This is a genomic window from Streptomyces millisiae (assembly GCF_031845425.1).
Lineage (GTDB): Bacteria > Actinomycetota > Actinomycetes > Streptomycetales > Streptomycetaceae > Streptomyces > Streptomyces millisiae.
Genome location: NZ_JAVREM010000001.1, coordinates 384912 through 399284, shown reverse-complemented (window position 1 = coordinate 399284; position 14373 = coordinate 384912). Strand labels below are relative to the sequence as shown.

8 protein-coding genes and 1 pseudogene are annotated in these 14373 nt (G+C 71.2%); 4 read left to right on the top strand and 5 right to left on the bottom strand.

Annotated features, from left to right (window positions below; genetic code table 11):
* Window positions 1–78 precede the first annotated feature (78 nt).
* Complete coding sequence (locus RNC47_RS01680) at window positions 79–1968, top strand: WD40 repeat domain-containing protein (protein ID WP_311594769.1); 1890 nt, start codon at window positions 79–81, stop codon at window positions 1966–1968.
* A 234-nt stretch (window positions 1969–2202) separates the two neighbouring features.
* Here RNC47_RS01680 and RNC47_RS01675 read toward each other — a convergent pair.
* The 3 genes and pseudogenes from RNC47_RS01675 to RNC47_RS01665 all read right to left on the bottom strand — a co-directional run.
* A pseudogene (locus tag RNC47_RS01675) lies at window positions 2203–3549 on the bottom strand (ThuA domain-containing protein); the annotation flags it as partial.
* Between the two features lie 311 nt (window positions 3550–3860).
* Window positions 3861–4778 (bottom strand): S1 family peptidase, encoded by a 918-nt coding sequence (locus tag RNC47_RS01670; protein WP_311594768.1) that lies wholly within the window; start codon window positions 4776–4778, stop codon window positions 3861–3863.
* A 186-nt stretch (window positions 4779–4964) separates the two neighbouring features.
* On the bottom strand, window positions 4965–5915 hold the full coding sequence (locus RNC47_RS01665; RefSeq protein ID WP_311594767.1) for a helix-turn-helix transcriptional regulator: 951 nt from the start codon (window positions 5913–5915) through the stop codon (window positions 4965–4967).
* Between the two features lie 73 nt (window positions 5916–5988).
* Here RNC47_RS01665 and RNC47_RS01660 point away from each other — a divergent pair, with 73 nt between their 5' ends.
* The 3 genes from RNC47_RS01660 to RNC47_RS01650 all read left to right on the top strand — a co-directional run bounded on the left by RNC47_RS01660 (window position 5989) and on the right by RNC47_RS01650 (window position 12295).
* On the top strand, window positions 5989–6993 hold the full coding sequence (locus RNC47_RS01660; RefSeq protein ID WP_311594766.1) for an SDR family NAD(P)-dependent oxidoreductase: 1005 nt from the start codon (window positions 5989–5991) through the stop codon (window positions 6991–6993).
* A gap of 225 nt (window positions 6994–7218) precedes the next feature.
* Window positions 7219–10059, top strand: coding sequence for a hypothetical protein (locus RNC47_RS01655; RefSeq protein WP_311594765.1), 2841 nt, complete (start codon window positions 7219–7221; stop codon window positions 10057–10059).
* Between the two features lie 124 nt (window positions 10060–10183).
* Window positions 10184–12295, top strand: a complete 2112-nt coding sequence (locus RNC47_RS01650; RefSeq protein ID WP_311594764.1) for an alpha-galactosidase — start codon at window positions 10184–10186, stop codon at window positions 12293–12295.
* Between the two features lie 260 nt (window positions 12296–12555).
* On the opposite strand, the gene RNC47_RS01645 is transcribed toward RNC47_RS01650, so the two are convergent.
* Both RNC47_RS01645 and RNC47_RS01640 read right to left on the bottom strand, forming a co-directional pair.
* On the bottom strand, window positions 12556–13482 hold the full coding sequence (locus tag RNC47_RS01645; RefSeq protein ID WP_311594763.1) for a carbohydrate ABC transporter permease: 927 nt from the start codon (window positions 13480–13482) through the stop codon (window positions 12556–12558).
* Window positions 13482–14369, bottom strand: a complete 888-nt coding sequence (locus tag RNC47_RS01640) for a carbohydrate ABC transporter permease (RefSeq protein WP_311594762.1) — start codon at window positions 14367–14369, stop codon at window positions 13482–13484. The genes RNC47_RS01645 and RNC47_RS01640 overlap by 1 nt, the downstream gene beginning before the upstream one ends.
* Between the last annotated feature and the right edge of the window lie 4 nt (window positions 14370–14373).

Sequence of the window (14373 nt, the reverse complement as noted above, 5' to 3'; positions counted from 1 at the left end):
CGGGCGTCCCGACCGCTCGTCGTCGAGCTCGGCGGGCCGGTGAGCCGCCGGGGCGGGGACGGGGCCTAGGATGCGCGGATGCCACAGGTGATCGACTACGGGCGGTTCGCGGAGCGTCTGCGGGAGGCTCGGGACCGGGTCCTCGTCGACTCCGGGGAGCGTTGGGGGTTGCTGGACCGGGTGCAGCGCGAGTGGGGTTATGTCGACCCCGGTGGCGAGCCGGTCTGGGGTCCCGGGGACGGCGAGAACGTCGACGAGGCGGGCGACCTTCCCCCAGACTCCGTCCGGGGGTACCCCCGGCTTCCGGTGCCTGCGGCCCTCACCGAGTGGTGGCACTCCCCCGTCAACTCCTTCGCGTACCGGCCCCGGCTGTACTGGGTGCACACCCAGTGGCCGCCGCTCGCGGAGGACGGGCCCGAGTCCGTGTGCGTGTTCATGTCCGAGTACGAGTACTGCAACCAGTGGGGCTACGCCGCCGCCGAGGCCGCGCGGGACGATCCGCCGGTGCTGGTGCGGACGGGGGACGAGGAGTGGCTGCCGCAGGCGGCCTCCATATCCGAGTTCCTGCTGCACCTGGCGTTGGAGCGGCTGCCCGGCCACTTCGGGTTCACCGCGGTCCTGACCCACGGGGACCTGGAGCGGGATCCGGCCGTCCTGGACCGGCTGCGCGCGTCGTTCCCCGAGATGGGCCTGTTGCCCTGGCGGGAACTCGGCGCCGACGCCGTCCTGCACGGCGGTCCCGACGTGGTGATCCGTCATGCCCGTGGCGACTTCGCCGACTGGCCGCTGGTGGTCCACGGCCGGACGCGGCAGGCGGTCGAGGCAGCCCTGGCCGTGCTGGAGCCGGTCGGCGCCGACCTGTCCGTGGCGCCGCCGGCGGAGTCGCCCGACCCGCTGCCGGATCTGCCGCCGGCGGCGTTCGCCCCCGGCGACGAGGACGAGTGGGAGCGCTGGCGGGTGGTGTCCGTCGGCACCGCGCCGCCCGGCGGCGAGCCGCCGGTGCCGGCGGCGGCCGGCCTGGCCGGACTGCCGGCCGGCACGGCCCGGGCGGCCGACGTGGCGGGCGGGGTCGCCGTCGCGGGCGACGCGGACGGCGTGGTGCACGCCCGGGTTCGCGACAGCGCCTCGGGCGGCAGGTGGCTGGAGTCGAGCGAGCGGTTGCACCGGGCGCCGGTCACCGCCGTGACCTGCCTGCGCCACGACCAGTCCGCGGAGTCGGGGTTGCTGGTCAGCGGCGACGCGGCCGGGGTGCTGCGGATCTGGCTGACGGAAGGGCCGCCGGCGGCCCGGCCGTTCGACCGGCGCGGCACGGCGGTGACCGCCCTGGCGTCGGCGGTGCTGCCCGGCTCGGGGCCGGTGCTGGCGGCCGCCTGGGCCGACGGCCTGGTGCGGGTGTGGGACCTGGGCACCGGCTGCTCCGACGTCGCGGCCGACCTGCGGCTCGGCACCGGCGTCGAGGCGCTCCGCCTCGACCCGGACGGCGTGTTGTGGGTGCGGGGCGGCGCGCCCGGCTGGGCCGCGCTGCGCCTCGACCCGGACGAGCTGTGGGTGCTGCGCCGGATCAAGGAGCAGGTGGACCGCTTCCCGTGGGACCGACTCCGGTGCAATCCGGGCCCGGCTCACGAGGTGCCGTCCCAGATCCTGCGAGCCGGCTGGGACGACGAGCGGATCGCGGCGCGGGCGGCGGAGCGACTGCACGAGCTGCTGGTGCACGGGCACGGCGCGACCGCCGCCCTGGCGGCCGCGCCGCTGCTGGCGAAGCTGGTGCTGAACAGGTGGACCCCGGTCCGGGGCCGGCTGATGACGCTGCTCGCCGACCTCGCCGACGTCCGGCGGGGCCGCACCGAGGCCGCCGACGACCAGTGGGACCTGCTCCGCCGACTGCTGCCCGCGCTGCGGCAGCTGGCCGACGACCCCGACGACGCGGTCCGGGCGGGACTGACCGAGCTGGAACGCAACTGCGCCTAGGTCCTGTCCGGTCGATCTTTTCGGATCAGGCCGCGGCGTCAGACGCGGTGCTCCCCCAGCTAACGCTGGGAGGTGCCCCCAGTCGCTTCGCTCAAGGCGCCGGATCGCAGCTCATACTTGGCCGTATTCGCGCGATTCGGTAACGCAGCGAGGTGCCGTGTATGGCGTCGCGGCCCCGGAAAGATCGGCCGGACAGGGCCTAACCGGTGGGGAGACGCGTCAGTGGTGGTCGTCGGGGCAGGAGTGGGCGTCGAGTTCCTGGATCCGGACGTTGCGGAAGGAGGCGGTGTCGTCGGCGCCGTGGTTCTGCAGTCCGATGTGGCCCTGCTGGAGGCTGCGAGCGGGGTCGGTGTTGGTGAAGTCGTTGATGAGCGTGCCGTTGAGGTAGACGCGGAGGCGTTCGCCCTCGACGCGGATCTCGTAGGTGTTCCACTCCCCCGGCGGGTTGAGGGCGGCGTCGCGGGCGGCGAGGTCGGCGGACTGGAAGCCGTAGACGGCTCCGGTGGTGCGGTCGGCGGCGTCGGTCGCGTCGATCTGGATCTCGTACCCGTTGTCGACGGCGGACCAGGGGTCGTCGGACGCGGGGAAGCCCACGAAGACGCCGGAGTTGTCGTCGCCCTCCAGCATCCAGTCGAGCTTCAGCGAGTAGGAGCCGAACTCCTGGGCCTCGTACCAGAGCAGGCCCATGCCGCCCCGGGAGACGAGGGTGCCGTCGGACAGTTCGAAGGAGCCGGGCCCGGCCTGTGACCAGCCGGTGGTTCCCGAGCCGTCGAAGAGCGGGGTGTAGCCGGTCTCGGGGCGGCAGTCGGCCTCGGTGACGCCGGCGGCCCAGCGGATGCCGCCCAGCAGGTGTCGGACGAAGTCCTGCTCGGCGTAGGACTCGGCGGTGTGGCCGCCGCCGGTGTAGAAGGCCCGGCCGCCCTCGTACTCCTTGCACCAGGCGATGGGGTGGTCGCCGGCCATGGTGCCGCCCGAGTAGCTGGACTCGTCGAGCGATGCCAGCACGTGGGAGGTGGTGCGCGGGTTGGTGCGGTAGTTGTACCACTCGTCGGTGCGCTGCCAGGTGCCGCCCAGGTGGGCGGTGGCGGCGTGCGCGCGGTCCTCGACCCGCACGGTGGCCTGCTGGATCTGGGGGTGGGACTGGAAGAGCGCGCCGGCGAGACCGTTGTACCAGTCCCAGTCGTACTCGGTGTCGGCCGCGGCGTGCACGCCCACGTATCCGCCGCCGGCGTTGATGTAGCGCTCGAAGGCCGCCTCCTGGCCGCGGTTCAGCACGTCGCCGGTGGTGGAGAGGAACACCACCGCCTCGTACCGGGCCAGGTTCCTGGTCGTGAAGGCGCCGGCGTTCTCGGTGGCGGTCACCGTGAAGTTGTTCTCCTCGCCGAGTCGGGTGATCGCGGCGATTCCCTCGTCGATCGAGTCGTGCCGGAAGCCGGCGGTCTTGGAGAAGACCAACACCTGGTAGGCGGGGTCGTCGGGGGCGGCGGCCTGGGCGGCGGAGCTGGGCGTCGCCGGCAGCGCGGCGAGGCAGAGCAGTGCCCCGAGGCCGAGGCCGGTCAGATGTCGGATGCGGCGGATCATGCGGGAGCCTCCAGATCTGGTTGGCGCCGTTGCGTGATACCGGGTCAGGACCGCGAGCTCCGATGAACGGGGCTCATCGAGCAGCCGTACGTCACAAGTAGGCTGTTGCGCTGCGAAACTCGGCAGGGAAGCGATCGAAAGACCCGGTCTTTCTGCGGTACGCACAGGGAAGATAGAGGCTTACGCACGACTTGGGGAAGACTTCTCACACAAGGCTGCCGGACTTCCGCCCGGCGAGCGGGTAAAGTTCCCCGCCCGACAGCGAACGTCCCCGCCCGGCGGGGCCGGGCGGGGACGCGTCGTGGTGTGGATCAGGGCACGGTGACCCCGTAGGCGTTGGCCGCCTCGACCACCGGCTGGAAGAACGTGATGCCGCCCGAGGTGCAGTTGCCGCTGCCGCCCGAGGTCAGTCCGAGACCGGTGGAACCGGACCAGAGCGGGCCGCCGCTGTCGCCGGGCTCGGCGCAGATGTTGGTCTGGATCATGTCGTAGACGACCTCGCCGTTCCCGTAGTCGACCGTCCAGCCGAGGCCGGTGACCGAGCCGCAGCGCACGCCCGTGGTGCTGCCGCTGCGGCAGGCCGACTGGCCCACGACCGGGTTGGCGAACCCGGTGATGGTGCCGCCGCCCGCGACCGTGCCGGGCACCGAGGAGGGCTGCGGGTCGTAGGCGACGATGCCGAAGTCGTTGACCGGGAAGGACGAGCCGGCGGTGTAGCCGATCCAGGCCGAGCCGTTGTGCCACAGCGGGTACGGCGGCGTCGGGCCGTACGGGTCGGCCGTACAGTGACCGGCGGTCAGGAAGTAGTAGGTGCCGCCGGAGCGGACGTTGAAGCCGAGCGAGCAGCGCCAGCCGACGTCGGCGTAGATCGCGTCGCCACCCTGCAGGTACTTCTCGAACGTGCCCTCGGTGCGCTGGATGTCCAGTGCGCCGACCAGGTCACCGGCGCTCGCGGTGAGCTCGGCGAGGTCGGCCTCGGAGACGGTCTCGTCGACCAGGACCGTCACGGTGTCCGTCGAGGGGTCCACCGCCCAGGCCACGCCGCCGATGCCGGCGGCCTCGACGGCCTCGCTGGCGGCGGACAGTTCGGTGGCGTTGAAGACGCCGTCGTCGGCCTGGGCGGCGCCGGGCAGGAACAGTGCCGCGGCGGCGGCGAGGCCGGTGGCCACCGCCAGGGTCCGTAAGCCCCGGGCGAGACGCCGGCGCGAGGTGGTGCGCTTCGATCTCACGTGCATTCCTCCAGTGGGATTCGTCGATCCGACGGATGAGACGGCTGCGAGTGCGTGAAGCACGGTGATCGGACACCTGCCGGGCGAAGATCTCTTACAACTCCGACAGCTTCCACACGAGATACTCCCATTCCGTCACGCACTGGCAAGACGCACTTTCGGCCAGTAGCCGGAGGGCGGCGGCGGTCAGACCGGCGAGGGCTCGGCGGGGTCGGGCGACTCGTGCCGCGCGCGGTGACGGTAGCGAAGCGGCGACTCCCCCACCTCCCGCTTGAACGCGGTGCTGAAGGCGCTCTCGGACCCGTAGCCGAGCTCGGCCGCCAGCGCCCCGACGCGGACGTCGCTGTCACGCAGCGCGCGCCGCGCGAGCAGCATCCGCCAGCGGCTGAGATAGGTCAGCGGCGGTACGCCCGCAACGGCCCTGAACCGTTCCGCGAACGACGTCCGCGACATCGCCGCGGCGCGCGCCAACTCCGCCAGCCCCCAGGGCTTCGCAGGCTCGGCGTGCATCCGGCCGAGCGCCGGGCGCAACCGTTCGTCGGTCAGCAACCGCAGCCATCCCGGGGGCAGTTCGGCCTGGCCCAGGTAGGCGCGCAGCATCTCGAGCACCAGGAGTTGGCCGTGCTGCCGGATGGCGAACGCCGAGCCCACCCGGTTCCCGGTCGCCTCGTCGAACAGCCGCTCAAGGCTGCCGCGCAGGTTGGCCGCGGCGGCGGCCGACGCCCGGACGTGCCCCAGCGGCGGCAGCGCCTGCAGGAGCAGGGCCCGACCCGCCGGGTTGAGGTCGATGCGGCCGCCGAGGACGACGTCGTCGGCGACGCGGTCGGCGGCGAGGAGGCGGGGCGAGGGGAAGCCCGGCTCGGGCGTGATCTCGCGGCGCGGTCCTTCACCGGTGCCGCCTTCGAGCCTCAGCCACGACCGGTTGTTCAGGATCGCGACGTCTCCGGGTTCGAGCTCGATCGGCCCTTCGGCGCCGTCGGTGGTCAGCCGGGCGCGGCCGCGCACCATCGCCATGAACTTCAGCGGGGTGTCCAGGGCGGCGTGCGACGCCCAGCGGCCCCGCGTCACGAACCCGCCCGTCAGCTGCCCGCGCACCTCGACGAGTTCGAGCACCTGTGACAGCTGGTCTTCGACCATGTCCGTACTCTCGCGCAAGAAATACGAACGGTCAATGATTCAGAGTTCGGGCAGTCGGGCGCAGAGTGGGGTCATGACACAGAAACAGCAGCCTCTCGGGTCCGGCTTCACCGCGGCGTCCACGGCGGACGAGGTCCTCCGTGGGATCGACCTGACGGGCCGGAACGTCATCGTCACGGGTGGCCACGTCGGGCTCGGCCTGGAGACCACCCGCGCGCTCAGCGGGGCCGGCGCCTCCGTGACCGTGGGCTCGCGCGACCCCGAGCGCGCCGCCCCCGCGTTGGCCGGCATCGAGCGGGTGGCGATCGACCGGCTCGACCTGCTCGACCCGGCGTCGATCGACGCCTTCGCCGACCGCTACCTCGACTCCGGGCGCCCGCTGCACATCCTGATCAACAACGCCGGCATCATGAGCGGCCCCCTGGTGCGGGACGCGCGCGGCTACGAGTCGCAGTTCGCGACCAACCACCTCGGCCACTTCCAACTGACCCTGGCCCTGCTGCCCGCGCTGCGCGCGGCCCACGGCGCCCGGGTGGTGAACGTGACGTCCGGCGGCCACCGGCTCTCCGACATCCGCTGGGACGACCCGCACTTCACCACCGGCTACGACGGCATGCTCGCCTACGGCCAGTCCAAGACCGCCAACGTGCTGTTCGCCGTCGAGCTGGACCGCCGCTGGGCCGAGGACGGGATCCGCGGCTACGCGGTGCACCCGGGCGTCGTCGTCACCACCAACCTCGGCCCCGCCCGGTCCGAGGACGGTCCCGCGGTGAGCGAGGAGGCGCTGCGGGCCATGGGGCTGCTCGACGACGCCGGCAGACCGGTGATCGATCCGGCGCGCGAGATGAAGACGCCGCGGCAGGGCGCCAGCACCAGCGTGTTCGCGGCCACCAGCCCCCTGCTCGCCGACATCGGCGGGGTCTACCTCAAGGACAACGACGTCTCGCCGCTCGACACCCCGAGGCCGTTCGCCTTCGGCACCGACGAGGACGTGCCGTCCGACGTGGTGCCGCACGCGATCGACCCGGAGTCGGCGCGTCGGCTCTGGGAGTTGAGCGAGCGGCTGCTCAAGGCGTAACGCCCACCGCGACGCCGGCAGGCGCCGCGACCATTGGCGCTGAGAAAAGCGCCTCTGCGACGGGTGGGCGGGGTCACCACACCGGACAGCGACTGCCCCGCGGAGACGCTATAGAAAACGGTGTCTACTCTCTTGCCTTACACTTGGGGCTGCCGTAAGTTCCGTACGCAGTAAACGGTTACTCCGCACGGAACCACTGCGACGTCGCAGTGTGGGAGCCGCCTCATGCCTCGATCACACGTTTCGAACCCGACCCGCCGTCACGTGCTCGCGTCCGCCACCGGTGCCGCCGCCCTGCTCGCACTCGGCCCGGCCGACGGCCGGGCCACTGCGGTGGGACGGGCCCAGACGTCCGGCAGCGCCGTCGCCACCCACCCGCAGGTCTATGTCACGGCCACCGACCGCGAAGCGGTCCTGGACAGGGTCGCGCGGTCCGACTGGGCGACCCGGTCGTTCGCCGCCCTGAAGGCGACCATCGACCCACTGGCCGACCGTCACCTCACGGATCCGGCGTGGATCCTGTCCCGGATGGCGATGTTCTGGAAGGAGGGTGAGCGGTACACCCAGGTCTACATCAAGGACCAGCGCTTCGACCGCGCTGAGGGCAACGCGCCGGTACCGACCGTGCGTTACCCCGCGATGCGGATCTGGAACGCGAACCGGAACGTCCCGCTGGCGGATCGCATCCCCTACAGCGAGGACGGCTCGATGATGTCGAACAACGGCCTCGTTCCCTATGCCGAGACCGGCCACATGGTCCGGCTCAACAACGAGGAGATCCTGGCCATCGCGGGCGATGCCGGATTCCTGCACTGGGTCACCGGGGAGGAGAAGTACGCGCGGTTCGCCGCCGACATCTACTGGCAGTGGCTGCTCGGCGTCTACTACATGAATCCGGCGCTCGATCCCGAACGCTCCCTGGGCGGCCCGGGTGGCTACGAGCCGGGCGGCATCGGCGGCTACTACGACTACGAGGTCATCCACGACCCCATGGGCGGTCTCGCCGCCGTGGTCTACGACTTCGTGTTCGACCACCTCCAGGCCAACCCGCACCCCCATCTCGCCGAGATCGGCAAGGGCCTGATCGAGACCTCCGGCATCGTCTTCAAACGCTTCATCGACATCAACAGGGTGCGCGGCTTCTCCACCGGCAACTGGAACATCAACGGCTGGGGCTGCGTGCTGGACGCGATCCTGGCTCTGGAACCCAACGCCCACTACCTCGACGGTCGGGGCCGCGAGTACTACCTGGAGTCCTACACGGAGACCAGCACCGAGTACCACCAGGCGCTGCCGGACATCCTCACCGAGTACAACCCCGTGACCGGCCTGTGGCCCGAGTCGCCCGTCTACTCGTTCGGCACCATCGGCTCGCTGCTGAAGTTCTCCGTGCCGGTGGCCAAGGCCGGCGTGGACACGATCGCGGACAACGACACGCTGCGGCGGGCCTCGCTGGCGATCGTCCCCTGGTTGGACGGACGCGGGAACATGGTCGTCTTCGGCGACGGGCGGGGTGGCTCACCCGGCTACACCACGTTCGAGCGCCTGCTCTCCTACTACACCAGGACGGGCCAGGGCGACAACGCCCAGCTCGTCTCCGACGTCCTGCGCAACGCCATCGCCGCGGGCCAGTACTCGCGCAACGCGGTGGGCTGGCTGGGCATCGTCGACGGCACGGACCTCGTGCCCGCGGGCGGTGCCGGCGCCGCCGAGATACGCGCCGCCTACTCCGCCCACCACCGGCACATCACGCTGAAGAACCGCAACGACGCCGAGACGGGCCTGATGGCCACCCTCTACGGGGGCTACGACGGCGCGTACCACCTCACGGACAACGGCCTGGCCGTCCAGTTCTACGGCAAGGGCTGGGCGCTCTCCCCCAACGCGAAGGCGTACGAGTCGTACTGGAGCGCCGACTACGGCTACCACCGGGGGGCGGCCGGGGCGAACACCATCCTTCCCGGCTACCGCCAGGGCCCTGTCACCGTCAACGCCATCGAACCCGCCGTGTCCGCCGACGCGTTCACGGGCGGTCCCCCGATCTCCCCACACGTCTCGTTCGCGGACGTCACGGCCGCCGAGAAACGCCGTCAGATCGCCATCGTCCGCACCTCTCCCACCACCGGCTACTACGTCGACGTCTTCCGCTCCGACCAGGAGGACAACGACTACCTGCACCACAACCTCGGCCACCGCCTCGAACTGACCGACGCCTCCGGCACCCCCTTGTCGCTCGCCCCGGCCACCGACCTCGGCACCGAGTACGACGCCGCCTACGCGTACTTCACCGAGGTACGGTCCGCCGCGCACGACGGCGACCTCAGCGCCCGCTGGACCATCGACGCCTCCGCCGCCGGCCCCGCCATCACCATGAACCTGTGGCTCGTCGGCCAGTCGGGCCGCACTGTCTACCAGGTCGAGGCCCCGCCCACCACCATCGTCGACACTGTCACCCCGGCCGGCGTCAACAAGGCACCGGACACGACGCCGACCCTGATCGTCCGACAGAACGGCAACAACGCCGCCACCGCCCCGTTCGTCGGCGTCTTCGAGCCCTCCGCGGAGGGCGAGCGGTCCGTCCGGAGAGTCCGTGACCTCGGCTCCACAGGTGCCTTCGCCGGGCTCAAGGTCACCAGCGGTGGCGGATCGCGGGAACTGCGCGACCGCGTCGAGCGGATCCTCAGCGCCACGGACGACGCCACCCACACCCTCGGCGGCGGCCTGACCTTCCGCGGCACCTTCGGCGTGACCAGCGAGAACCGCGACGGCTTCCAGTACCTGTACCTCGGCCTCGGACACCGCCTCTTCCACGGCGACCACGGCATCGAGGCGGCCGGTGACGAGGCGGTCGCGGCCGGACTCCGACGCGCCGACGACGGACTCGAGGTCTCGGCCGCCGCCCCCGTCCGCGTCACCCTCCCCACCGGTCGCCACGGCCGCCGCGCCCGGCTCCACTACGACACCGGCGACGGCTGGAACCCGGCCGACCAGCCGGACAACGACGGCCGCACCGTCAGCGGTGTGGTCCCGGCCGGCCACGGCACCAGGATCAGGGTCGCCACCTGACGGCGCCCCTCCCCACGCGCGGGTCCGTCGGGCGCTCCCCACCCGGCGGACCCGCGTGCTGTCTCCGGGCAGGCCACGAGGACATCAAGGAATCGGTAGTCGGAATGTCGCGAGGAGTATCGACGTGTTGAAGAACGCTACGGAAGGCGAAGGGGTGGTTCGGGTTCGTTGGGGGCACGAGGCGCTCGGCGTGGAGGTGGCCGCCGGGCCTGACGGGCCGCCGCGCCTGGTGGCGCTCGGTCCGGCCGCGCTGGCCGAGGCCGGGGCGACGCCGTTGGTGGAGGTGTTAGCGCTGGGTGAGGGCAGTGAGTGGTCGGGGCAGCGCGGGATCGAGTCCTCGATCGGCGCGCGGCTGCGGCTGGTCGGTCATGAGACGGCCCGGGATGGCGACTGGCACCGGCTGGCCCTGCGGCTGCGCGACGAGACCACGGGGCTCGCCGTCGAGGTGCTGCTCGACTCGCCCGACGGGGTGCCGGTGGTCAGGTCCCGGACCCGGGTCACCAACGAGGGCCCGAACCCCGTCACACTGCTGGCGGTCTCCTCGCTCAGCCTTGGTGGGCTGCCTTCTCCGGACGTGCTGGATGTGTACTGGGCGGAGAACGACTGGCTGGCGGAGTGCCGTTGGCGCCACGAGCCGCTGCGTACCCGGGTCCCGGATCTGAGTCGGGCGCGGAATCAGAAGGACAGTCGGGGGCGGGTCGGCTATGCCAGTAGGGGTAGTTGGTCGACCGACGGCCACCTGCCGATGGGCGCCCTGGTCCAAGGCGACGGCGGGGCGGCCTGGTTGTGGCAGGTGGAGTCGTCCACCGGCTGGCTGTGGGAGGTCGGGGAGCGCTCCCCCGGCAGCTATCTGGCGTTGCACGGCCCCACCGACACCGAGCACCAGTGGCGTCAACCGCTGGCCCCTGGCGGGTCGTTCACCACCGAGCCGGCCGCGCTCGCTGTCGGCGGTGACCTCACCGCGGCCTTCGGTGCGCTCACCGCCTACCGCAGGGCCGTGCGCCGGCCGCACGAGGACCACCGTCGACTGCCGATCGTCTTCAACGACTTCATGAACACTCTCAACGGCGATCCCACCACCGCCAAGCTGCTGCCCCTGATCGACGCCGCCGCCGAGGTGGGTGCGGAGTACTTCGTGATCGACGCCGGCTGGTACGACGACGACACCCAGGGCTGGTGGGACAGCGTCGGCGCCTGGGAGCCGGCCGCCAACCGCTTCCCCGGCGAACACGGCATCCACGAGGTGCTCGACCGGATCCGCGCCCACGGCATGGTGCCGGGGCTCTGGCTGGAACCCGAGGTCATCGGCGTGCGCAGCCCTCTGGCGAAGGCCCTGCCCGCCGAGGCGTTCTTCCGCCGCGAGGGGGTGCGGGTCCGGGAGCACGGCCGCTACCAGCTCGACCTGCGGCACCCGGCGGCCGTCGCCCACCTGGACCGCACCGTGGACCGGATCGTCGGCGAGTGGGGCGTGGGCTACCTCAAGCTGGACTACAACATCAGCGTCCCGCCCGGCACCGACACCGGCGGCACCACCAGCCCCGGCGCCGGCCTCCTCGGCCACGCCCGCGCCTACCGCGCCTGGCTCGGCTCACTCCTGGACCGCCACCCCCACCTGGTCCTGGAGAACTGCGCCTCCGGCGGCATGCGCATGGACGGCGCCCTGCACGCCGTCACCCAACTCCAGTCCACCAGCGACCAACAGGACCACCTGCGCTACCCACCCATCGCCGCCGCCGCACCCACCGCCGTACCACCCGAACAGGGCGCCGTATGGGCCTACGCCCAACCCGAGTTCACCACCGACGAGAACGCCTTCGTACTCGCCAGCGCACTCCTCGGCCGCATCCACCTCTCCGGCCACCTCAACCGCATGACCGACGACCAACTCGCCAGCGTGCGCGACGCCCTGAACGCCTACGGGGAGATCAGACCCGACCTGCCACACGCCACCCCGTTCTGGCCCCTCGGCCTGCCCCGCTGGACCGACGACTGGACCGCGCTCGGCCTCACCGCCGGCCACACCCGCTACCTCACCATCTGGCGACGCGCCGGCGAACCACACCACACCCTGCCGCTCCCGGAGTTGGCCGGCCACCCGGTCCGCGTCGAGATGCTGCACCCGGCCGGCGCCTCCGACGCCACCACGACCTGGTCGACCGAAACCGGCGAACTGACCGTCACCCTCCCCCGCACCCCCACCGCGCTACTGCTGCGCCTGACGCCCACCGCTGACTGACCGTCGCCCCTCAGGCGTCCGAAGGCAGAAGAAGAGGTTGGCGACCGGGATGGTCGCCAACCTCTTGCTGTACTACCTGCCGGCCGGTGCGCGGTTCCGCTCTCCGCGATGGTTCACCCTGGTGCCTCCTGCCCTTTCCTCACGGGTCAGGACCCCCGGTCCGCATCACCGAGCCGCGGTCGTCAGCCATGGGCCAGGGGCCGCTGGCCAGCCGGGCGCGTCTACCTGCCTCGTGGTGGCGAGAGACGCCCGGCCGGCCGTCACTTGAGCGCGCCCAACGTGACGCCGGTGCGCCAGTAGCGGCGCATGGCGATCATGGTGATGGCGAGCGGCAGGATGGACAGCAGGCAGCCGGTGATGACGAGACTGGTGAGATCGACACCGGACTGCATGCGCATGCCGGACCAGTTGTACAGGCCCAGGTTGAGCGTCCACATCTCCTCACCGCGCAGCATGGTGAGGGGGAAGAAGAAGGCGTTCCAGGTGCCGACGAAGGCCAGGAGGAAGACGGTGGCGCCGCCGGTGGTCATCATCCGCAGCACGATGCTGAAGAAGATCCGGATCTCGCCGGCCCCGTCGAGTCGTGCCGCTTCCAGGAGCTCGTAGGGGATGGCCGACTCGGTGTAGACCTTGGCCAGGTAGACGCTGAAGGGGTTGATGAAGCACGGGATCAGCATCGCCCAGACGGTGTTGATCAGGCCGAGCTCGGAGAAGAGCAGGTACAGCGGGAGGGTGAGCATCGCGATGGGGACCAGGAAGGAGCCCACGACGCAGGCGAAGACCGCCTTGCGGCCGGGGAAGTCGAAGCGGGCCAGGCCGTAGCCGGCGGCCAGCGCGACGAGGGTGCCGCCGAGGGAGCCGACTCCGGCGTAGAGGAAGGAGTTGGCGACCCAGCGCAGGAAGATGCCGTCGTTGTAGGTGAAGAGCTGTTCCAGGTTCTCCCACAGGTGAAAGTCGGAGAACCACAGGCCGTTGGTCTGGTAGAGCCCCACCTGGTCCTTGGTGGCGGCGACGATCAGCCACCACACCGGGAAGACGCTGTACGTGGTCGCGAGAACCAGCCCCAGGAGGAGGAAGCGCTGGGCGCCCCGGGTGCGGGAGGCTCTGTCCGGGCGGGAGAGCCGTCGTACCGGACGGGCCTTCGGCTCGGGCCTGGTCGCCGTGGCGTCGGGTTGGGTCAGGACCATCAGTCCGCCTCCCTCGTCGTCAGCCGGTAGAAGAGGAAGGACGCGACGCCCAGGAAGAGCGCCAGGAGCACCGACAGGGCGGCCGCGTAGTTGTAGTTGCCGGAGGCGAACGCCTGATTGAAGATGATCATGATGGGGGTGAAGTTCGCGTCGACCGTCTGCGGGGTGACGCTGCGGAACAACTGGGGCTCGTTGAAGATCTGCAGCATGTGGATGATCGACAGCATTCCGGTGAGCACCAGCGCGCCTCGGACGTAGGGCACCTTGATGCTCAGGGCGATCCGCAACTCGGAGGCGCCGTCCACCCGGGCGGCGTCGAACATCTCCCGCGGCACGGCCTGGAGCGCGGCGTAGATGATCAGCATGTTGTAGCCGATGCCGTGCCAGGTCAGCAGGTTGCCGATGGAGGGCCACACCATCTCGGGGGCGAAGAAGTTCCACGACCAGCCGAAGAGCCGGCCCAGATCCGTGAGGGGGCCGACGTCCGGGCTGTAGACGTTCACCCACACGATGGTGGCCACGACGCCGGGGATCATGTACGGCACCAACAGTCCGATGCGGAACGCGCTGGTGAGACGCGACGTGAGCGCGTCGAGCAGCAGGGCGACGAGCAGGGCGACGCCGAGCATCAGCGGGATCTGGACGCATGCGAACAGGAACACCCGCCCGATCGCGCCGAGGAAGACCGGGTCCGTCAGACCCCGCTCGTAGTTGTCGAGGCCGACGAACTCGGTCGTCGAGCCGCCCCCCAGGCCGAGACCTGACCTGCGTTCGACGAACAGGCTCTGGTAGACGGCGTATCCGATGGGCAGCAGGTAGACGAAGACGAAGCCGAGTTGGAAGGGTGCCGTGAAGGCGGCGCCCTTCCAACGCAGAGAGCGGATCATGGGC